We start from the raw sequence: 19360 nt of genomic DNA on the forward strand, positions 1-19360 counted from the left end.
ATCACGCGTCCTGGCCCGGGGCCTGCAGCGGCGCCGCACGGCCCTCGACGAACTCGCGCAGCCGCTCGGCCGTCTCGGGCGAGCGCTGCAGGTTGGAGTTGAGGTACTCCATGAACAGGCCGTCGTCGTGCGAGAGGTCGTTGATGCGCGGCAGCACGCTGGTGATGCGCCAGTTGGTGTCGGGCGTGTTGCGGGCGATCTTGGCGGCCAGTTCCATCGCCTTGGCCAGCGCCTGGCCGGGCGGCACGACGTAGCGCACGATGTGCTCGCGCTCGCCTTCCGCGGCCGACAGCAGCCGCCCGGTGAGCATCATGTCGGCCATCACGGTGTAGCCCACCACGCGCTGGATGCGCACGGTGCCGCCGCCGCCCACGAAGATGCCGCGCTGCCCTTCGGGCAGCCCGAAGAAGGCGGTTTCGTCGCACACGCGCACGTGCGCTGCGGTCGCCAGCTCCAGCCCGCCGCCCACCACGGCGCCGTGCAGCGCGGCCACGTAGGGAATGGGGCCGCGCGCGATCAGGTCGAACACCTCATGCCAGCTGTGACGCTTGCGCTTGCGCGGCGCCTGGACTTGGCCCGTGGCTCGCGCCAGCGCCTCCGCCAGGTCCAGGCCCGCGCAGAAGTTGCTGCCGTGGCCGTGCAGCACCGCCACGTCGGCCTCGTCGGCCGCGCGGGCCACGGCTGTGCGCAGCTCGTCGATCACGGCCTCGTTGATCGCGTTGCGCTTGGCGGGACGGTTCAAGCCGATCAGGGCGATCGGCCCTTCAAGTTGGTAGGTGACGAGGGCTTCGTTCATCAAGGTCTCCTGGAGGGGCGTGTTCGGGCCCGCCGCGCTGCATTCGGCGCAGCGGCGAGGTGGTTGAAGAGGCAGGGGCCGGCCCGGAGCCGGCGCGCCGGCGTGCTAGAGGTCCAGCACCAGCTTGGCTCCGCGTGCGCCGGAGCAGCAGATCAGCATGCGGTCGTTGGCCGCCTTCTCGGCGGCGCTGAGCACGAGGTCGCGATGGTCGGGCGTGCCGTCGATGACCCGCACCTCGCAGGTGCCGCAGACGCCTTCGCGGCAGGAATAGGGCGGCTCCACGCCGATCTCCAGCAGGCTGTCCAGGATGGTGTGGCCAGGCTGGATCACGAGGCTGCGGCGGCTGCGTGCCAGTTCCACCGTGAAGCCGCCCTCGGTGGCGGCTGCCTCGCGTGCGGCGAAGTACTCCACGTGCACCTGCCCCGGCGGCAGGGCGGCCGTCGCACGCTCGAAGGCCTCCAGCATCGGCAGCGGGCCGCAGCAGTACACATGGGTTGCGGCCGGCAGCGCCGACACGATGGCGCCCAGGTCCAGCATGCGCCCGCCGTTCTCGCGGTCGAAGCAGAACTGCACGGCGGCGCCGGTGGCATCGCGCAGCCGCTGGAGCTCGTCCACGAAAGCTGCGCCCTGGCGCGTGCGGGCGGCATAGAACAGCTGCCACGACCGCCCCAGCGACTGCAGGCGGCGGATCATGCCCAGCAGCGGCGTGATGCCGATGCCCCCGGCGATGAAGACGCTGTGCGCGGCCTGCTCGTTGAGCGCGAAGTTGTTGCGCGGCGCGCCGATGGTCAGCACGTCGCCGGGGCGCAGCGTCTCGTGCAGGTAGCGCGAGCCGCCGCGGCTGGCCGCGTCACGGTTGACACCGATGACGTAGCGGTGCGTCTCGTCCTGCGAGTTCAGCAGCGAGTAGCTGCGGATCAGCCCGTTGGGCAGGTGCAGGTCGATGTGCGCGCCGGCCGTGAAGGGCGGCAGCGACTTGCGCGGGGGCAGGGGTACCAGCTCGAAGCCGAAGATGCCCTCGGCCTCCCAGGTGACGGCGCGCACGCGCACCTCGATGCTTTGCGGAAAGCTCATGCTTCGTTCTCGCTAGATGTCCACCACGTCCACGGCCCGGATCGCCACGCCGGTGGCTTCCTCGCAGGCACGCTGGACGGCCTCGGGCTGGCCGGCGTGGAAGATGAAGTGGTGCAGCAGCTTGCTCCACTTGGGATGGCGCTCATACTCGGCGCGCGGCAGCCCGTGCAGGAAGAACTCGCGCGAGTCGCTGGGCAGGAACACGCGCTGGTTGCGCTCGGGATCGCGGATCAGGCCCTTGGGGTCGAGGCCCTGCGCCACGGCGTCCATGTCGTCGAAAAGGCGCCGGCGCAACATGGCGATGCCGCGGTCGCTGGCGCCCAGCGTCTCTCGGCTGCGGTCCATCACCGGCCCCTGGCCGACCCAGGCCACGATGTCCTGGTTGATCACGTGGCTGGTGATCCAGCGCCCGGTCGCCGCCTCCCGGATCGGGCTGGTCCACGAGGGGATGGAGCGCTGCACGTAGGGCTCGGCCTCACGCGGCACGCGGATGAAGCTCCACGTGACGCTGAGCATGTGGGTGTCGTCCACCGGCACGCGCCACTCGAAATGGTCGCCCAGGAAGAAGCCGTTGGGCCACAGGCACACCCGCCCGATGGTCCACAGCGGGTGCTGCTCGTCGGTGTCCTCGCTGATGCGCCGGTACGTGAAGCCGAACTCGAACTCCTCGAAGCCCAGCCGCAGGTGCCTGGGCGCATGGCCGTCCGCGCCGCGCAGCCGCCGCCCCCAGTTGGCATGCATCCACTCGAAATGCACCGGGTCGATGGAGTTCTCCTGCGCCTGCAGCCAGTTGCAGGGCACCTCGGAAAACACCACCTGCACGAACCCGTTGGCCCAGCTGAAGGCTTCCCAGTCGGGCAGCAGCGGCGCGGGCTCGGGGCCCATGTAGGCCCACAGCATCCCGGCCAGGGGTTGCACGCGGTAGGCCTTGAGCCGCACCTTGCACTTCGCGCGCGCCTGCGGGTCGGCCGCCTCCTCGAAGGGCTGGTGCACGCAGCGGCCGGACACGTCGAACTGCCAGCCGTGGTAGTTGCAGCGCAGGCCGCCTGGCTCGACGAAGCCGTATGACAGGTCGGCGCGCCGGTGCGCGCAGTGCCGGTCCACCAGGCCGTAAGCCCCCTCGGCGTCCTTGAATAGCACCAGGTCCTCGCCCATCAGGCGCACGGCCTTGACCGGGTGGCGTTCGAGCTCGTCGATGCCCGCCACCGGATGCCAGTAGCGGCGCAGAAGCTCGCCCATCGGGGTACCGGGGCCGACCTCGGTGAGCCGGCGGTTCTTCTCGGTGCTCAGCATCTGGGCGTCCTCACTCCGGCTTGAAGCCCGAAGCCCTGATGACGGGCTCCCAGGCCGCGAGCTCGTCGCGCTGGCGCTGGGCCATCTGTGCGCCGTCGAGGTAGGCCGGCACCACCGCCAGCCGCATGGTGAGCAGCTCGCGAACCGCGGGCGTCTCCAGCACCTTGCGCAGCGCCTGCTGCATGCGCGCAATCTCGGCAGGCGGCGTCCTGGCCGGCGCCCACATCGCGGTCCAGCCCTCGCTGGCGAGCATCTTCACGCCCTGCTCGGCCATGGTCGGGATGTCGGGCATCAGCTCCGAGCGCTTGTCGCTGAAGATGCCGATGACGCGCGCCCGGCCACTGCGGTGGTGCTTGAGCATCTCGTCCATCAGCGTCACCGCCGCCGGCACGTGGCCGCCCACCAGATCGGTGATGAGCGGCGGCGTGCCCCTGTAAGGCGTGACCGGCAGATCGATGCCCATGGCCTTGGCGAACTGCGCACCCAGGAAGTGGTTCTGGCCGCCCAGCCCCGGCACGCCGAAGCTGGCCTCCTTCGGATGCGAGCGCACCCACTGCACGAACTCGCGCACGCCGGCAGCACCCGTGGCAGTGCTCACGGCCATGCCCAGCGGGTAGCTCACCAGGCCGGCCACCGGCGCGAAGTCCTGCCACAGGTCCCACTTGATCTGCGATCCGAACACCAGGGTCTGGAAGGTCGGCGTGGCATTGGGCGCGATCATCCAGGTCAGCCCGTCGGGTTTGGCCGCCTTGAGCGCATCGCAGGCCAGCCGCCCGCCCACGCCCACGCGGTTGTCGATCATCACCGGCTGGCCCAGGTGCTCGGGCAGCCGGTCGGCGATGGCGCGCGCGATGGCGTCGGTGCCGCCGCCCGGCGGCAGCCCGACCAGGATGCGCAGCACGGGCTTGTCCGGCTGCGCCCGCAGCAGGCTTGGCGCCAGGCCCGCGGCCACGCTCAGCAGCAGCAACCGGCGGCGGGCAGGGGAGGTCATGCGGTAGTTCACGCTGCAATGCCCTGCGTTCAGGCGGTTTCGGCCAGCACGCGCCAGTCGGTGCCCGCGGTGATCACGCCCCCGACCGAGACGGCCTTGGCGTAGTCGAGCTCCGGGCTGTCGGCGAGCTTGGGCGTTTGTCCTGCCATGTGCTCACGCACCGAGCGCAGCAGCTGCGAGCGCACGCGCAGCACCGCGCCGTCGGCCGAGCACAGCTGCTCGTCGGTCCGGTCCACGATGGGGCCCTGGCTGATGAACATGGCGAAGTCCTCGGTGCCCAGGTGCTGCGGGAAGCCCGTGGCGTGGCCGCGCCGCATCAGGTCGCGGTTCTGGCCCCAGTTGTCCTCGGGGCTGCCGGGGGGCAGCGGCGGGAAGTTCCACACGTCGGGCGAGGCCGACATCACCGTCATGCCCAGCGGCCGGTGCGGGTTGAAGTGCACGAACCAGGCGCGGTGCGTGACGTCGTCCACCGGCGTCGAGAAGAACACCGTGCTGGGGCCCCTGGCGTCGGGCGGGCAGATGATGCCGTACCAGGGCATCACGAAGTTGTTGACGCGCGCATACACCTTGTCGTCAGGCAACGCGCGTAGCGCGGCGTAGCGGTAGCCGTAGGGCCGCTCCTCGAACTCCAGCTTCGGCGCCAGCGCCTTGGTCATGTGCAGCCGCTCGTTGCCCGAGCCGGCGGTGATCTGCGTGGTGGACTCGTGCAACACGCCCACGTGCGAGCTGTCCATGGACGCCTCCACGCCCTGCACCCAGTTGGTGGGCACCTCCTGGCTGGTGACGGCGCGCTGGTCCTCGGGCAGGTCCACGAAGGGCAGGTTGGGGAACTTCGGCGGCTGCTCGCCCTGGCCGAGCCAGACCCAGACGATGCCGCCGCGCTCGGCCACCGTGTAGCGGTTGACGCGCACGTGGCTGCAGAACTGGCGCTGGTCGCCGGTGTGGTTGGGTGCTTCCACCACCTCGCCGCGCACGTTGAACTTCCAGCCGTGGAAGAGGCAGCGCAGGCCGTTGTCCTCGTTGCGGGCCAGCGCCAGCGAGGCCTTGCGGTGCGGGCACTGCTCGTCCACCACGCCCACGCTGCCGTCCGTCACGCGAAAGGCCACGTAGTTGCGGCCCAGCAGCCGCACACGCACCGGCGCGCCGTCGGCCACGAGCTTGGACGCCGGCACGGCCGGGATCCAGTAGTGCTGGCGGATCATCTCGCCCATGGGCGCGCCGTTCTCGACGCGGGTCAGCAGTTCGTTGTCTTCCCTGGTCATGGCCATGGCTGTCTCCTTCTGTGTGTGTGCGGCGTCGGGCAGGCTTACTCGCCGTCCTTGCGGAAGGCGCGGCTGTACACGCGCCGGCAGTTGCACTCGAAGATGTCGGTGCGCTGCTTCGACGTGAGCCACTCGATGCTCTCGATCACGGGCTTCATGTCGTCGTAGTCGCGGCCGCTCACCGGGTCGCGCGCGCTGCCGGTGCCCGGCTTTTCGGTGCCGAAGAGCACGTTGTCGGTGCCCGCCACCTTGATGAGGAGCTCGATGGCTTCCTTGGAGTAGTTGCAGGTGTCGAAATAGAGCTTGCGCAGTTGCTCGTCAAAGCTCAAGGCCTCGCCCTTGCGCGCGTTCCAGGAGCGAAAGCGCCCCATCTGGTAGGGGATCGCGCCGCCGCCGTGGGCCACCACGATCTTGAGCTCGGGGAACTTGTCGAAGACCTTGGCCCCCAGCAGCGAGACGATGGCGATGCTCTCCTCGTTGATGAACTTGAGCGTGTAGCTCTCTCGCGCGCTGCAGCTGCCCGCGGAGTGAATCAGGCCTGGCACGTCGAGCTCGACCATCGCCTGGTACAGCGGATGCCAGAATTCCTCGCCCAGCCCCGGCGGCGTGGGGCCGGCGCCTTCGGTGGGATCGGGATTGATCAGGCAGCCCACGAAGCCCAGCTGCTCGACGCAGCGGCGCAGCTCCGGAATGGCGCGCTGCTCCAGCGGCTCGTCCATGTACTGTGGCAGGCCCGCCACGCCACGGAAGCGGTCGGGGAACAGCTCGACGAAGCGCGCGATGAGGTCGTTGCAGTGGCGCGACCACAGCTCCGTGACCTTGCCCGGCTTGACCGAGTGCATCTGCAGGTACGGCCGCGGCGAGATGAACTGCACGTCGGTGCCCACGCTGTCCATGGTGCGCACCAGCTCCTCGGCCACCTTGCGCACCGAGGCTTCGGGAATCTTGGGCAGCGTGTGCGGATTGGCCCGGCCGCCGACGAGCTCCGCCATGAAGCGGAAGCTCTCGGGGGGCATGACGATGTGGGCGTGCGAATCGATGATCATGAAAAGTTCTCTCAGCGGTCGGAAGGTTGGACGAAAGCCAGGAATTCCAGCTGCAGCGCCATGCCGTGCTGCAGGTCGTGTTCGACGATGTGCCGCGCCGGGCGGTCGTGCGGGTCCGGGAAGCGCTGCAGCCACTGGGCGTTGACGGCGTCGCGCGCGGCCGGGTCCCTGAGGTAGACGGTGAGCTTGGCCACGTCGTCCAGGCGCGCTCCACCGGCCTCCAGCAGCCGGTCCATGTGGACGAAGGCGTTGGCCACCTGCGCCGCGGTGTCCGCCGGCAACTGGCCGGTGGCCGGGTCCTTGCCGGCAATGGCCGAAGAGCACAGCAGCGCTCCGACACGGGCGGCTTGCGGGATGGGGGCCTTGTGGGCCAGGCCCGGAAGGTCGATGGAGCGGGGGAAGCGTTTCATGAGGGGCCGGCGCGTCAGGCGCCGTCGTGGTCGAAGAAGCTCATCGGCACGGTGGCCAGGAACTCGGAAAAGCCGGTGGAGCCCATGGGCACGTGCAGCAACATGGCCTGCGCCGCGCCCGCCTCGTCGCCGGCCTGGATGGCGCGCGCGATCTTCAAGTGGTCCTGCAGCGACTTGCTGATCTGCGCCTTGCTCTGGAAGTCCTTGGCCCGATAGCGCTGGATGAGGCGGCGCGCCAGGCGGATCTGCTCGGCGACGTACTCGTTGCGGCTGCCGGCGTAGATGGTTTCGTGGAAGAAGGTATTGGCCAGCGCGTACTCAGCCGAGCCGCCGTTGATGGCGGCGTCCTGGCAGCGGGCCACGGCCTCGTCCAGGCGGTGGCGCAGCTCGTCGTCAATGCGGCGGGCAGCGAGCTTGGCGCACACCGCCTCCAGCTCGCCCAGCGCTTCCATCATCCCGCGCACCTTGCCGATGGACAGCCGCGCCACCGTGACGCCCTGGCGCGGCGCGATGCGCACCAGGTCCCGTGCGGCGAGCTGTTGCAGCGCTTCGCGCACCGGGGTGCGCGAGACGTCGAAGCGCGCGGCCAGCGCGCGCTCGTCCAGCACCGCGCCGGGCGGCAGCTTGCCGCTCTCGATCTCGTCCTGCAGCGCGGCCCGGATCTCGTTGGCCCGGCCGGCGCGCGGACGCAGCTCTTCGGTGCTGAGGGTGCTGTCCATGGGAGTAGGCGTGCTGGGTTCGTTGGTCGTGCTCATGGCGTGAGGCAAATATACGTTGAACTCTTTGTGGCATGCAAGCAATGGATTTCCCGAATGCCACAACCTTGCTCCACTGAGGTTTCCCATCCGTGGTGTCCGTAGCTTAGCGTTCCGCTGCCGCAATTCCACATCTGGCAGCAGCCCGTACCAGCAGCGCCGCATGTACCTAGGTGGCAAGGGTGATGAAGCGCCCAGCCAAAGGGGCCGGCGTCTTCGGGAAACGGCTTCGACGCGCATCACGTCTTCGGGAAAACCCCCAGATAAAAACACCGAAGAGCGTAGTCTGGTGTATTTACACAGCTGTTTTGTATGCCACAGAATCCAGTCCATCGACACAACGCCTGTTGCGAGAGGACTAGAGATGACGGATTCCGCCCCGCGTACCGACCTGCAGCCGGTCGGCCGCGTGCTCCAGCCGCGATCGATCGCCATCGTTGGCGCCTCGGCCGACCCCCGCTCCTTCGGCGGCTTCGTGCTGGGCAACCTGGAACGCTTCGGCTGGCAGGGCCAGCTGCATCTGGTCAGCCGCAGCAGCAGCGAGATCAACGGCCGCCCCTGCGTGAAGACGGTGGACGAGCTGCCCGAGGGCATCGATCTGGCGGTGCTGGCGATTCCCGAGGCAGGCGTGATGGACGCGGTGCGCAGCCTGGCCGCGCGCCGCACGCATGCCGCAGTGCTCTTCGCCTCGGGTTATGCCGAGACCGGTGACGAAGGCCGCCAGCGCCAGGAGCAGCTCGCCGCGATGGCGCGCGAGGCCGGCATGCTCCTGGTGGGCCCGAACTGCATGGGCTTCACGAACTTCGAGGCCGGCGTGCCGCTGACCTTCGAGCCCGTGTCGCCCTATCCGTGCAACGGCCGCCCCGGCATCGGCGTGGTGGCGCAAAGCGGCGCGATGGCCGCCTGCCTGCGTGACGCCTTCATCGGCCGCGGCCTGCCGCTCACGGCGGTGTTCTCCACCGGCAACGAGGCCGGCGTGGGCGTGGAAGACCTGCTGGCCCATTACATCGCCGACGCGCAGACGCGCGTCATCGCGGCCTACGTCGAGCAGGTGCGCCGTCCGCAACAGTTCCTGGCGCTGGCGCGCCAGGCGCGCGAGGCCGGCAAGCCGCTGGTGCTGCTGATGCCGGGCAAGAGCGAGCGCGCCCGCGAGGCCGCGGCCTCGCACACCGGTGCGCTGGCTGGCGACCACGCCACGGCCGCGGCGCTGCTGGCGCGCGAGGCGGTGCTGCAGGTGGACTCGCTCGACGAGCTGTTCGACACCACGGCCATCCTGCTGTGCCACCCCGCGCCGCAGGCGGGCGGAGTGGCGTTCATGACCGGCTCGGGCGCGATGAAGAACATTGCCCTGGACTTTGCCGACGACATCGGGCTGCCCATGCCCGCCCTGGCGCCGGCCACCGTCGAGGCGCTGCAGGCGAAGCTGCCGAGCTACGCCGTGGCCGAGAACCCGCTGGACTACACCACCATCGGCGTGCGCCAGCCGGGGCTGGTCGGCGAGATCGCCGACACGCTGCTGGCCGACCCGAACGTCGCCAGCCTGGTGCTGGCCATCCCCGTGGGTCCGGCGGTGGCACAGCGCGACAAGGCCGAGCACCTGTTGCCCGCACTGGCTCGCGCCAGAAAGCCCGCGGTGCTGGTGCTCAACGGTGACGGCGGCCCGATCGAACCCTTCTTCGTCGAGGCCATCCAGGCCAGCGGCGTGCCGATGTTCCGCTCCGGCGACCGCGCGCTGCGCGCGCTGCGCCGCGTGGCGATCTACGCCGAGAACGTGGCCCGCGCCGGCCGCGCCGCCGCCGCGGCCCGCAAGTTGAAGCTGCCCGGCGCCGTCCCGGCCAACGGCATCTTCGCCGAGTACCAGGGCAAGGTCTGGCTGGCCGAGGCCGGCATCGAGGCGCCCCGCGGCGCGCTGGCCCGCAGCCTCGACGAGGCGCTGCGCATCGCCGGCGAGATCGGCGGCCCGGTGGTGCTCAAGGCGCAGGCCAGCGCGCTGCCGCACAAGAGCGACGTCGGCGGCGTGATCGTCGGCGTGGCCGGCGAGGCCGCGCTGCGTCAGGCCTGGCAGCAGTTGCACGACAGCGTGAAGCGCCACCGCCCCGAGCTGGAGCTCGACGGCGTGCTGGTGGAGGCCATGGGCGCGCGCGGGCTGGAGCTGGTCGTCGGCGCCCGCCGCGACGCCGACTGGGGCCCGGTGGTGCTCGTGGGCCTGGGCGGCGTGTGGATCGAGGCGCTCAAGGACGTGCGCCTGATCCCGGCCGACATGGCCGAGGACGACATCGTCGAGGAGCTGTCGCGGCTGAAGGCGGCCTCGCTGCTGCGCGGCGTGCGCGGCGCCCCGGCGGTGGACGTGCGCGCGGTGGCGCGCGTGGTCGCCCGCGTGGGAGCACAGATGCGCGCCAACCCCGAGATCGCCGAGATCGACATCAACCCGCTGGTGGCCTACCCCGAGCGCGCGCTCGCGCTGGATGCGCTGCTGGTGTGCAAGGCCTGAAGGACCGAGAGCATGAAGCTGGAATTTTCCCGCGCGGATGAAGCCTTCCGTCAGGAAGTGCGCCGCTTCGTGCAGGAGCGGCTGCCCGCGCGCATCAAGCGCAAGGTGGAGCTGGGCCTGCGCCTGGAGCACGAGGACTACGTGACCTGGTTCCGCATCCTGGAGGAGCGCGGCTGGATCACGCCGGGATGGCCCGTGGAGCACGGCGGCCCGGGCTGGACGCCGCTGCAGCGCTACATCTTCGACGAGGAAACGCTGCTCGGCGGCGCGCCGCGCATCATTGCCAGTGGCATCCAGATGCTGGGCCCGGTGCTCATAGCCTTCGGCACCGCCGAGCAGAAGGCGAAGTACCTGCCCGACATCCGGCACAGCAACACCTGGTGGGCTCAAGGCTTCTCCGAGCCCGGCGCCGGCTCGGACCTTGCCGCGCTGCGCACCACCGCCGTGCTGGAGCCCGACGGCCGCCACTTCGTCGTCAACGGCCACAAGGTGTGGACCTCCTACGCGCAGTGGTGCTCGATGATGTTCGCGCTGGTGCGCACCGACCCGAACGCGGCCAAGCCGCAGGAAGGCATCAGTTTCCTGCTCATCGACATGGCCTCGCCCGGCGTGCAGGTGCGCCCGATCCGCATGCTCGAAGGCGGCGAGGACCTCAACGAGGTGTTCCTCGACAACGTGCGCGTGCCCGCCGAGAACCTGGTGGGCGAGCTGCACAAGGGCTGGACCTGCGGCAAGTACCTGCTGGGCCATGAGCGCACCGGCATCGCCGGCATCGGCTCGTGCAAGCAGCAGCTCGCCCGTGCCCGGCGCCTGGCTCAGCAGCAGGGGCTTGACGGCGACCCGCTGTTGCAGGCCCGGCTGGCGCAGTTCGAGATCGAGCTGCTGGCGCTGGAGTTCACGGCGCTGCGCCTGCTCAGCCCGAACCAGGGCAGCCGCGTGCCGGCGGTGGAAGCCTCGATGCTCAAGGTGCGCGGTACCGAGCTGCGCCAGGCGATCTACGAGCTGTTGGTGGACATCGCCGGACCGCACGCCGTGCCCTTCGACGCCGGGCACCAGCACCTGGAGATGCTGGAGGCGCTGGACGAGCCGCCGGCCCCGGCCGAGCTGGGCTCGCTGGCGGCGAACTGCCTCGACGCACGCAAGTTGTCCATCTACGGCGGCGCCAACGAAGTGCAACGCAACCTCATCGCCAAGGCCGTGCTGTCGGCCTGAGGAGACACATCATGGATTTCGCGCTCAACGACGATCACCTGGCGCTGCGCGAGGCGGTGCAGCGCTTTTGCGACGGCGAGTACCCCGCGCACGAGCGCGGCAACGTGCCGGCGCCGGAGACGGCCGCCCGGCGCCACGCGGCGATGGCGGAGATGGGCCTGCTGGGCCTGCCCTTCGATCCCGAGCTCGGCGGCAGCGGCCAGGGCCCGGTGGAGACGATGCTGGTGGCGCAGGAGCTGGGTCGCGCGCTCGGCGGCGGCGCCTGGTTCTCCAGCGTCGTGCTGGCCGGCGGGCTGCTGGCGCGCGCCGGCTCACCAGAGCAGTGCACGCACTGGCTGCCGCGCGTGGCCAGCGGCGAGCTGCGGCTGGCGCTGGCCTGCAGCGAGCCCCAGGCGCGCTACCACTTCGACGACGTGCAGACCCACGCCAGCCGTGACGGAGAAGGCTGGGTGCTCGATGGTCGCAAGAGCCTGGTGCTCGAAGGAGACAGTGCCGACCTCCTGCTGGTGGTGGCACGCACTGCGGGCGAGCGCCATGGCCCCGAAGGCCTGAGCCTGTTCGCGGTGGACGCCGACGCACCAGGGTTGCGCCTGCACGGCTTCGACACCCTGGACGGCCGCCGCGCTGCCCATGTCGAGCTGCGCGGCGTTCGGGTGGACGCCGGGCGGCTGGTGGGCACCGAAGGTGCAGCCCACGTGCTGCTGGACGAAACGCTGGACCGCGCCAACGCCGCACTGTGCGCCGAGGCCACCGGCGCCATCGAGGCCCTGATCGATCTCACGACGGAGCAGCTGCGCACCCGCAGGCAGTTCGGCGCGCCACTGGCGAAGTTCCAGGTGCTGCAGCACCGCCTGGCCGACATGGTGATCGCGCTGGAGCAGGCCAAGTCGATGGCCTGCGCGGCGGCCATGGCGCTGGCGGCGGACTCGGCGCCGCAGCGCCGGCGCCTGGTGTCCGCGGCCAAGGTAATGAGCGCGCAACTGGGCCGCCAGGTCAGCCTGGCTGCCATCCAGATGCACGGCGCCATGGGCATGACCGAGGAGTGCCGCGTCGGGCACTACGCCAAGCGGCTCATGGCCATCGCGCAGACCCTGGGCGACGCCCACCACCACCTGCGCCGCTTCACCGAGCAGACCCACTGAGGCGCAAGCGCCCGTGCACGACAACTTCAGGAGACACCCATGAACCAAGTCCGATTCGTCAAGACGCTGCTGGCCGCGGCCGTGCTGGCCCTGGGCGTCGGCGTCCAGGCGCAGGACAAGCCGCCGGTACGCATCATCGTCGGCTTCGCGCCCGGCGGCTCGACCGACACAGTGGCGCGGCTGCTGGCGGAAAAGCTGCGCCAGCCCCTGGGCCAGACCGTCATCGTCGAGAACAAGCCCGGCGCCGGCGGCCAGCTCGCGGCGCAGGCGCTCAAGAACGCGGCGCCCGACGGCCAGACCTACATGCTCGCGCCCAACGCGACGGCCGTGTTCCAGCACGTGCTCTACCCGGCCTCGGTGCTCAAGTACGACCTGCTGACCGACCTGGCGCCGGTGGCGATGGTGGTGTCGTACCCGCTGGCGCTGGCGGTCAACGCCCGCAGCGGCGTCAACAACGTCAAGGACTACGTCGCCTGGGTCAAGGCCAACCCCCGGCAGGGCAGCTTCGGCACGGCCGGCCTGGGCGGCCACACGCACTTCAACGGGCTGCAGCTGGCCAAGGCCGCCGGCGTGGATCTGGGCGTCGTGCCCTATCGCGGCAATGGCCCGCTGGTGACGGACCTCGTGGGCGGGCAGGTGGCCGCCGGGATCATGACGGCTGGCGACATCGCACCACACCAGCGCAGCGGGCAGGTGAAGCTCATCGGCGTCTTCGGCGGCAGGCGTTCGCCCCTGCTGCCCGAGGTGCCCACGCTCGTCGAGCAGGGCTTCAACGTGGACACCGGCGATGCCTGGACCGCGCTCTGGGCACCGGCCCGGACGCCCAGGGCCGAGATGGAGCGCATGCAGGCTGCCGTCAAGCAGGTGCTGGCCCAGCCCGAGGTGCGCGAGATCCTGATCACGAAGCAGACCATCACGCCCGATTTCCGGCCCGGCGCCGAGGTCGATGCGCTGGTGCGCAAGGAAATCGAGTACTGGGGCGGCGTGGTCAAGGCCACTGGCTTCCGGCCCGAGCAGTGAGCGCCGTGAACACCATGAGCCTCAACGGAAAAGCCTACATCGTCGGGGCCTACGAGCACCCGACCCGCCAGGCCGACGACCTCTCCGTCGTGCGGCTGCATGCCGACGTGGCGCGCGGCGCGCTGGAAGACGCCGGGCTGAGCAAGTCCGACATCGACGGCTACTTCTGCGCCGGCGACGCCCCGGGCCTGGGCACCACCACGGTGGCCGAGTACCTGGGACTCAAGCTGCGCCACGTGGACAGCACTGAGTGCGGCGGCTCCGCGCCCATCCTGCATGTGGCGCATGCGGCCGAAGCGATTGCCGCGGGCCGCTGCAACGTGGCGCTGATCACGCTGGCCGGGCGGCCGCGCGCAGCCTCGGCCGCGCTGGCCAAGGCCGGCAGGCCGCCGCAGCTCGCGCTCAAGGCGCCTGACCCGGATGCGCCGGAGCTGGCCTTCGAGCTGCCCTACGGCCCGGCCACGCAAAACCTCTACGCCATGGTGGCGCGGCGCCACATGCACGAGTTCGGCACCACGTCCGAACAGCTGGCCTGGATCAAGGTGGCCGCCTCACACCACGCCCAGCACAACCCTCATGCGCTGCTGCGCAAGGTGGTGACGGTGGAGGAGGTGCTGGCCTCGCCCCTGGTGGCCGACCCGCTGCACCGGCTGGACTGCTGCGTGATGACGGATGGCGGCGGCGCGCTGATCGTGGCGCGCCCGGAGATCGCGCGCGACATCGCGGCGCAGCAGAAGCGGGCGCTCGTGAAGGTGCGCGGCGCCGGGGAGGCGCCCAAGCACTCGATGGCCGGCCGCGTGGACCTGAGCTACTCGGCCGCCGCCTGGTCCGGGCCGATGGCATTCGCCGAGGCGGGCGTGACCCCGGCCGACATCAAGTACGCCTCGCTTTACGACAGTTTCACCATCACGGTGCTGATGCAGCTGGAGGACCTGGGCTTTTGCCGCAAGGGCGAGGGCGGGCGCTTCGTGCAGGACGGTGGGCTGATCTCCGGCGTGGGGCGCCTGCCGTTCAACACCGACGGCGGCGGGCTGTGCAACAACCACCCCGCCAACCGCGGCGGCGTCACCAAGGTCATCGAGGCCGTGCGCCAGCTGCGCGGCGAGGCGCACCCCGCCGTGCAGGTACCCAACTGCGACCTGGCGCTGGCCAGTGGCATCGGCGGCGCACTCGCCTCCCGCCACACCGCAGCCACGTTGATTCTGGAAAGGGTTTGAGATGAGCTCGCCACAAGACAAGGGCGCCGCGCAGCCACGGCGCATTCCCGCGCCGCGCGTGCTGCCGGAGTCGCAGCCCTACTGGAGTGCCGCCGACGAAGGCCGGCTGCTGCTCAAGCAGTGCGACGACTGCGGCGAGGTGCACCACTACCCGCGCGACGTCTGTCCGCACTGCCTGAGCGCCAGCACCCGCTGGGTGCAGGCCAGCGGTTTCGGGCGCATCTACAGCCACAGCACCATGGGCCGCGGCGAGGCCGCCTACACCCTGGCGCTGGTCACGCTCGACGAGGGCGTCACGCTGATGACGAATGTGGTCGATTGCGATCCCGCCGCGCTGGCCATAGCCCAGCGCGTGCGCGTCGTATTCAAGCCCAGCGACGGCGGCCACGCCGTGCCGATGTTCACGCCCGCCTGAGAGGAGCGCCCATGACCACCACCCCCCGCCAGGGCGCGCTCTCGCGCTTCACCATCCTGGACGCCACGCGCGTGCGCGCCGGCCCTACCGCCGTGCGGCTGTTCGCCGACATGGGCGCACGTGTCATCAAGCTGGAGATCCCGCCCGGGGCTCCCGGCGGCGACGACATGATCGGCGGGCGCGACCACAACCGCGCCGACTACGAGAACCTGCACCGCAACAAGGAAAGCCTCACGCTCAACATGAAGACGCCCGAGGGCGTGGCGATCCTGCACGAGCTGGTGCGCAAGGCGGACGTGTTCATCGAGAACTACCGCCCCGACGTCAAGGACCGCCTGGGCATTGGCCCTGAGCAGCTGCGCGCCATCAACCCGCGCCTGGTGTACGCCAGCATCTCGGGTTTCGGCCAGGACGGGCCCTATGCCCGGTGGCCCGGCTTCGACTCCATCGCGCAAGGCATGGGCGGGCTCATGAGCGTCACCGGTGAGCCCGGCCACGGCCCGATGCGCGTGGGCATCCCCATCGCCGACCTGTGTGCGGGCCACTTCTGCGCCCAGGGCGTGCTCGCGGCGCTGCTGGAACGCGAGGCCACGGGCGAGGGCCAGTGGGTGCAGACCTCGCTGCTGGAGTCGCAGATCGCGATGCTGGACTTCCAGGCCGTGCAGTGGCTCATCGACCGCAAGGTGCCGGGCCAGAACGGCAACGAGCACCCGCTGACCGTGCCCACCGGCGTGTTCCGCACGGCCGACGGCTTCCTCAACGTCGCCGCCATTGGCCAGACCATGTGGACGCGGCTGTGCGAGGCGCTGGAGGTGCCGCACCTGGTGGACGAGCCCGGCTTCGGCTCCGACCCCGAGCGCTGCGCCAACCGCGAGCGCGTCAACGCCGCCGTGGGCGAGGCCTTCCTGCGCCGCGGCACGGCCGAGTGGACCGAGCGGCTGCTCAAGGCCGGCGTGCCCTGCGGCCCCATCCACCGCATCGACCAGGTGTTCGAGGACCCGCAGGTGCGCCACCTGGGCATCACCTGGCCCATGTCACACCCGGAGCTGGGCGACGTGTCGCTCATCGGCCAGCCCATGCGGCTGTCGGCGCACCCGCGCACCGAGCCGCCGCGCCCGGCGCCGCAGCAGGGGCAGGACACCGACGCGATCCTGCAGGAGCTGGGCTACGGAGCGCAGCGCGTCGCCGAGCTGCGCGCCGCCTTCATCGTCTGAGACAGGACCCATTCCATGGCCCGAATCGTTGCCGCCTTCGGCTCCTCGCACAGCATCATGCTGGCCTCGCAGCGCGAGGACTGGCAGCACGGCTTCCGTGCAGTCGATCCGAAGAACCCTCACTACTACGACCGCGCCGGCGAGCGCACGAGCTACGAGGCGCTGCTGGCGCAGGCGCCCGCGCACGCCGAGTCGATGGTCACGCCCGAGCAGATGGGCGAGCGCTTCGACGCCGCCGAGGCCGCGATGGCCGAGCTGCGCCGCCGCATCCACGCGGCCCGGCTCGACGTGCTGCTGGTGGTCGGCGACGACCAGAACGAGCTGTTCCGCACCACCAACAACCCGGCCTTCGCCATCTACTACGGCGCCACCATCCGCAACGCCCGGGCCGAGCTCTCGCCCGGCGACGGCTGGTACAAGCGCGCGCGCATGGCGCGCCAGGAGCCGGACGCCGACCGGGACTACCCGGTCAAGGCCGACATGGCCGAATGGCTCATCCGCCAGCTCTGCGACCGCGACTTCGACATCACCGCCATGGACGGTCTGGAGCGCGGCCAGTTCGAGGGCCACGCCTTCAGCTTCATCCACCGCTGGTACCTGCAGGGCACGGAGTTGCCAGTCATCCCCGTGATCGTCAACACCTTCGACCCGCCCAACCAGCCCACGCCGCGGCGCTGCGTCCAGCTTGGTGCCGCGCTGCGTGAGCTCGTCGCGGCCTATCCCGAGGACCTGCGCGTGGGCGTGCTCGCCTCCGGCGGCCTGAGCCATTTCGTGGTGGACGAGGAACTGGACCACGGGATCATCCAGGCGCTGCGCGAGAAGGACATGGCCTGGCTCGCCGGCCTGGACCCCAAGCAGCTGCAGGCCGGCAGCTCCGAAATCCGCAACTGGCTCATCGCCGCCGAAGCCGTGAAGGCGCTGGACCTGGAATGGGTGTCCTACGTGCCGGGCTACCGCAGCCCCGCGCTCACCGGCACCGGACTGTGCTTCGCCGCCTGGCACACCCTGGACTGAGAACCATCATGACCGACATCAATGTGCAACGCCTGCGCCGGCTCGACGCCTGCGCGGTGTCCGATGCCTTGGACAAGCTGGGCCTGAGCGGCGCCGTCACCGGGCTGCCGCAGCGCTCGGGGCGCGGGCGCATCGCCGGCCGGGCAGTGACCATGAAGGTCGGCCCTGGCCAGCCGCCGCCCGGGCCGCCGCGCCACCTGGGCTGCAGCGCCATCGAGAGCGCCGGCCCCGATGACGTCATCGTCGTCGAGCAGCGCAGCGGCATCGAGGCGGGCTGCTGGGGCGGGCTGCTGACGCTGGGCGCCAAGGTGCGCGGCGTGGCCGGCGTCATCACCGACGGCCCGCTGCGCGACGTGGACGAGGCCGTCGCCTACGAGTTCCCGATCTTCAGCCGCAGCCTCACTTCGCTCACGGCCCGCGGGCGCGTGGTCGAACTCGGCACGCAGGTGCCGGTGCGAATTGGCAGCGCCGAGGTGGCGCCCGGCGACTACGTGCTCGCCGACCAGAGCGCCGTCATCTTCATCGCCGCGTGCGATATCGGGCGCGTGCTCGATGCGGCCGAAACGATCGTCGCCCGGGAGGCGGCCATGGCCAAGGCCATCGCCGCGGGCACGCCCATCGGCCAGGTCATGGGCGGCAACTACGAACACATGCTCAAGGACTGAGGGACATCATGGAACAGGACAAGAACGTCGCGCGCGCCGCGCGCCTGGACACCGCGACGCTAAGCGACGCGCTCGACAATCTGGGCCTCAACGGCCAGTGCTACCGCATCAAGCCGCGCGACAACGGCTTTCGCATGGCGGGCCGGGCCTGGACGCTGCTTTACGGCCCGGCCGGCAACCCGGCCGGCACGGTGGGCGACTACATCGACGACGTGCCCCCGGGCAGCGTGGTGGTGCTGGACAACGGCGGGCGCGACAACGCCACCGTCTGGGGCGACATCCTCACCGAGATCGCGCACCGCCGCGGCATCGCCGGCACCGTCATAGACGGCGTGTGCCGCGACGTGGCGATGTGCCTGAAGCTGGGCTACCCGGTGTTCGCCAAGGACCACTGGATGCGCACCGGCAAGGACCGGGTGCAGGTCGAGGCCACGGGCGTGCCCGTCAACATCGGCGACGTGCGCGTGGCCCCGGGCGACCTGCTGCGCGGCGATGCCGACGGCGTGGTCGTGATTCCGCGTGATCTCGAGGACCGCGTGCTGGATGTCGCCGAGGGCATCGAGCAGGCCGAGGAGGCCATCCGCGAGGCCGTGCGCGGCGGCATGCGGCTCGACGAGGCGCGGCGCCAGTTCAAGTACCACCAGCTGCAGACCAAGGTGTGAACGCCATGACCCGTGAACACGATGCCGCGAGCACGACGCGGCTGGATTTCGAGCGCATCGCCCCGGACGTGGTGGCCGCCGCCGGCGAGTTGCCCACGGCAACGCTGCACGAGGCCGGGGGCAAGATCGGTGCGCTGCCCTCGGCGCTCAAGCCCGTGGGGCGCGCCATGCGCGCCTGCGGGCCGGCGCTGACCGTGCACTCCCCGCCGGGCGACAACCTGTGGCTGCACCGCGCGCTGGCCGTGGCCCGCCCGGGCGACGTGCTGGTGGTACACGCCAGCGGCGTCTTCGAGCACGGCTACTGGGGCGAGATCATGAGCACCATGGCCCAGGCGCGGGGCCTGGCCGGGCTGGTGATCGACGGTTGCGTGCGCGACGGTGTGCTGCTGGAGCAGATCGGCTTCCCGGTGTTCGCGCGTGGCCTGTGCATCCGCGGCACGGGCAAGGACTACGGTGCCATCGGCTGGATCGGCGCGCCGGTGCTCGTCGGTGACGTGGCGGTCCACGCCGGTGACCTGGTAGCGGCCGACGGCGACGGCGTGTGCGTGCTGCCGCGCGAACGGGCTGCGGAGATCGTGGACCGCTCGCGGCGGCGCGAGGCCGACGAGGTCGCGATCCTGGCGCGGCTGCGCGCGGGCGAGAGCACCATGCAGGTGTACGGATTCCGGTAGGGAGGACGCC

At 70.7% G+C, this 19360-nt stretch carries 19 protein-coding genes; 11 read left to right on the forward strand and 8 right to left on the reverse strand.

What is annotated here, in order from left to right; all coding sequences use genetic code 11:
- Position 1: 1 nt before the first annotated feature.
- The 8 genes from FJ694_RS20750 to FJ694_RS20785 form a co-directional block, all read right to left on the reverse strand.
- On the reverse strand, positions 2 to 796 hold the full coding sequence (locus FJ694_RS20750; RefSeq protein ID WP_157269241.1) for a crotonase/enoyl-CoA hydratase family protein: 795 nt from the start codon (positions 794 to 796) through the stop codon (positions 2 to 4).
- 105 nt (positions 797 to 901) lie between these two features.
- Complete coding sequence (locus FJ694_RS20755) at positions 902 to 1870, reverse strand: PDR/VanB family oxidoreductase (protein WP_157269242.1); 969 nt, start codon at positions 1868 to 1870, stop codon at positions 902 to 904.
- Between the two features lie 12 nt (positions 1871 to 1882).
- Positions 1883 to 3163: an aromatic ring-hydroxylating oxygenase subunit alpha gene (locus tag FJ694_RS20760; RefSeq protein WP_157269243.1), complete on the reverse strand. Its 1281-nt coding sequence runs from the start codon at positions 3161 to 3163 to the stop codon at positions 1883 to 1885.
- 10 nt (positions 3164 to 3173) lie between these two features.
- Positions 3174 to 4154, reverse strand: coding sequence for a tripartite tricarboxylate transporter substrate-binding protein (locus FJ694_RS20765; RefSeq protein ID WP_157269244.1), 981 nt, complete (start codon positions 4152 to 4154; stop codon positions 3174 to 3176).
- Between the two features lie 29 nt (positions 4155 to 4183).
- A complete protein-coding gene (locus FJ694_RS20770) occupies positions 4184 to 5422 on the reverse strand; it encodes a Rieske 2Fe-2S domain-containing protein (RefSeq protein ID WP_157269245.1) in 1239 nt (412 codons plus the stop codon).
- A gap of 38 nt (positions 5423 to 5460) precedes the next feature.
- The gene (locus tag FJ694_RS20775; RefSeq protein WP_157269246.1) at positions 5461 to 6462 is read right to left on the reverse strand and encodes an amidohydrolase family protein; all 1002 of its coding nucleotides are present in this window, start codon (positions 6460 to 6462) and stop codon (positions 5461 to 5463) included.
- An 11-nt stretch (positions 6463 to 6473) separates the two neighbouring features.
- Complete coding sequence (locus FJ694_RS20780) at positions 6474 to 6872, reverse strand: RidA family protein (RefSeq protein WP_157269247.1); 399 nt, start codon at positions 6870 to 6872, stop codon at positions 6474 to 6476.
- 14 nt (positions 6873 to 6886) lie between these two features.
- On the reverse strand, positions 6887 to 7591 hold the full coding sequence (locus FJ694_RS20785; protein WP_157269248.1) for a GntR family transcriptional regulator: 705 nt from the start codon (positions 7589 to 7591) through the stop codon (positions 6887 to 6889).
- 400 nt (positions 7592 to 7991) lie between these two features.
- Between FJ694_RS20785 and FJ694_RS20790 the strand changes: the two genes are divergently transcribed.
- The 11 genes from FJ694_RS20790 to FJ694_RS20840 are packed head-to-tail and all read left to right on the forward strand — an operon-like array spanning position 7992 to position 19350.
- On the forward strand, positions 7992 to 10118 hold the full coding sequence (locus tag FJ694_RS20790) for an acetate--CoA ligase family protein (RefSeq protein ID WP_157269249.1): 2127 nt from the start codon (positions 7992 to 7994) through the stop codon (positions 10116 to 10118).
- A 12-nt stretch (positions 10119 to 10130) separates the two neighbouring features.
- A complete protein-coding gene (locus tag FJ694_RS20795) occupies positions 10131 to 11330 on the forward strand; it encodes an acyl-CoA dehydrogenase family protein (RefSeq protein ID WP_157269250.1) in 1200 nt (399 codons plus the stop codon).
- Between the two features lie 11 nt (positions 11331 to 11341).
- The gene (locus FJ694_RS20800) at positions 11342 to 12472 is read left to right on the forward strand and encodes an acyl-CoA dehydrogenase family protein (protein WP_157269251.1); all 1131 of its coding nucleotides are present in this window, start codon (positions 11342 to 11344) and stop codon (positions 12470 to 12472) included.
- Positions 12473 to 12511: 39 nt separating this feature from the next.
- Positions 12512 to 13492 (forward strand): Bug family tripartite tricarboxylate transporter substrate binding protein, encoded by a 981-nt coding sequence (locus tag FJ694_RS20805; RefSeq protein WP_157269252.1) that lies wholly within the window; start codon positions 12512 to 12514, stop codon positions 13490 to 13492.
- A 14-nt stretch (positions 13493 to 13506) separates the two neighbouring features.
- The gene (locus tag FJ694_RS20810) at positions 13507 to 14709 is read left to right on the forward strand and encodes a thiolase family protein (RefSeq protein ID WP_157269278.1); all 1203 of its coding nucleotides are present in this window, start codon (positions 13507 to 13509) and stop codon (positions 14707 to 14709) included.
- A 1-nt stretch (position 14710) separates the two neighbouring features.
- Positions 14711 to 15124 (forward strand): Zn-ribbon domain-containing OB-fold protein, encoded by a 414-nt coding sequence (locus tag FJ694_RS20815; protein WP_157269253.1) that lies wholly within the window; start codon positions 14711 to 14713, stop codon positions 15122 to 15124.
- Between the two features lie 11 nt (positions 15125 to 15135).
- Positions 15136 to 16338: a CaiB/BaiF CoA transferase family protein gene (locus FJ694_RS20820; RefSeq protein WP_157269254.1), complete on the forward strand. Its 1203-nt coding sequence runs from the start codon at positions 15136 to 15138 to the stop codon at positions 16336 to 16338.
- Positions 16339 to 16353: 15 nt separating this feature from the next.
- Positions 16354 to 17352: a DODA-type extradiol aromatic ring-opening family dioxygenase gene (locus tag FJ694_RS20825; RefSeq protein ID WP_157269255.1), complete on the forward strand. Its 999-nt coding sequence runs from the start codon at positions 16354 to 16356 to the stop codon at positions 17350 to 17352.
- Positions 17353 to 17360: 8 nt separating this feature from the next.
- The gene (locus FJ694_RS20830; protein WP_157269256.1) at positions 17361 to 18017 is read left to right on the forward strand and encodes an RraA family protein; all 657 of its coding nucleotides are present in this window, start codon (positions 17361 to 17363) and stop codon (positions 18015 to 18017) included.
- Between the two features lie 8 nt (positions 18018 to 18025).
- Complete coding sequence (locus FJ694_RS20835) at positions 18026 to 18679, forward strand: RraA family protein (protein ID WP_157269257.1); 654 nt, start codon at positions 18026 to 18028, stop codon at positions 18677 to 18679.
- A 5-nt stretch (positions 18680 to 18684) separates the two neighbouring features.
- Entirely contained in the window at positions 18685 to 19350 is a 666-nt protein-coding gene (locus FJ694_RS20840) for a 4-carboxy-4-hydroxy-2-oxoadipate aldolase/oxaloacetate decarboxylase (protein ID WP_157269258.1), read from the forward strand.
- The last annotated feature ends 10 nt before the right edge of the window (positions 19351 to 19360 follow it).

The sequence above is a fragment of the Azohydromonas aeria genome (assembly GCF_009760915.1).
Lineage (GTDB): Bacteria > Pseudomonadota > Gammaproteobacteria > Burkholderiales > Burkholderiaceae_C > Azohydromonas > Azohydromonas aeria.

What these genes read in the sequence shown, in the direction of transcription:
- FJ694_RS20750 (WP_157269241.1), bottom strand. Translation starts at nt 796, where the DNA reads ATGAACGAAGCCCTCGTCACCTACCAACTTGAAGGGCCGATCGCCCTG.
- FJ694_RS20755 (WP_157269242.1), bottom strand. Translation starts at nt 1,870, where the DNA reads ATGAGCTTTCCGCAAAGCATCGAGGTGCGCGTGCGCGCCGTCACCTGG.
- FJ694_RS20760 (WP_157269243.1), bottom strand. Translation starts at nt 3,163, where the DNA reads ATGCTGAGCACCGAGAAGAACCGCCGGCTCACCGAGGTCGGCCCCGGT.
- FJ694_RS20765 (WP_157269244.1), bottom strand. Translation starts at nt 4,154, where the DNA reads ATGACCTCCCCTGCCCGCCGCCGGTTGCTGCTGCTGAGCGTGGCCGCG.
- FJ694_RS20770 (WP_157269245.1), bottom strand. Translation starts at nt 5,422, where the DNA reads ATGGCCATGACCAGGGAAGACAACGAACTGCTGACCCGCGTCGAGAAC.
- FJ694_RS20775 (WP_157269246.1), bottom strand. Translation starts at nt 6,462, where the DNA reads ATGATCATCGATTCGCACGCCCACATCGTCATGCCCCCCGAGAGCTTC.
- FJ694_RS20780 (WP_157269247.1), bottom strand. Translation starts at nt 6,872, where the DNA reads ATGAAACGCTTCCCCCGCTCCATCGACCTTCCGGGCCTGGCCCACAAG.
- FJ694_RS20785 (WP_157269248.1), bottom strand. Translation starts at nt 7,591, where the DNA reads ATGGACAGCACCCTCAGCACCGAAGAGCTGCGTCCGCGCGCCGGCCGG.
- FJ694_RS20790 (WP_157269249.1), top strand. Translation starts at nt 7,992, where the DNA reads ATGACGGATTCCGCCCCGCGTACCGACCTGCAGCCGGTCGGCCGCGTG.
- FJ694_RS20795 (WP_157269250.1), top strand. Translation starts at nt 10,131, where the DNA reads ATGAAGCTGGAATTTTCCCGCGCGGATGAAGCCTTCCGTCAGGAAGTG.
- FJ694_RS20800 (WP_157269251.1), top strand. Translation starts at nt 11,342, where the DNA reads ATGGATTTCGCGCTCAACGACGATCACCTGGCGCTGCGCGAGGCGGTG.
- FJ694_RS20805 (WP_157269252.1), top strand. Translation starts at nt 12,512, where the DNA reads ATGAACCAAGTCCGATTCGTCAAGACGCTGCTGGCCGCGGCCGTGCTG.
- FJ694_RS20810 (WP_157269278.1), top strand. Translation starts at nt 13,507, where the DNA reads ATGAGCCTCAACGGAAAAGCCTACATCGTCGGGGCCTACGAGCACCCG.
- FJ694_RS20815 (WP_157269253.1), top strand. Translation starts at nt 14,711, where the DNA reads ATGAGCTCGCCACAAGACAAGGGCGCCGCGCAGCCACGGCGCATTCCC.
- FJ694_RS20820 (WP_157269254.1), top strand. Translation starts at nt 15,136, where the DNA reads ATGACCACCACCCCCCGCCAGGGCGCGCTCTCGCGCTTCACCATCCTG.
- FJ694_RS20825 (WP_157269255.1), top strand. Translation starts at nt 16,354, where the DNA reads ATGGCCCGAATCGTTGCCGCCTTCGGCTCCTCGCACAGCATCATGCTG.
- FJ694_RS20830 (WP_157269256.1), top strand. Translation starts at nt 17,361, where the DNA reads ATGACCGACATCAATGTGCAACGCCTGCGCCGGCTCGACGCCTGCGCG.
- FJ694_RS20835 (WP_157269257.1), top strand. Translation starts at nt 18,026, where the DNA reads ATGGAACAGGACAAGAACGTCGCGCGCGCCGCGCGCCTGGACACCGCG.
- FJ694_RS20840 (WP_157269258.1), top strand. Translation starts at nt 18,685, where the DNA reads ATGACCCGTGAACACGATGCCGCGAGCACGACGCGGCTGGATTTCGAG.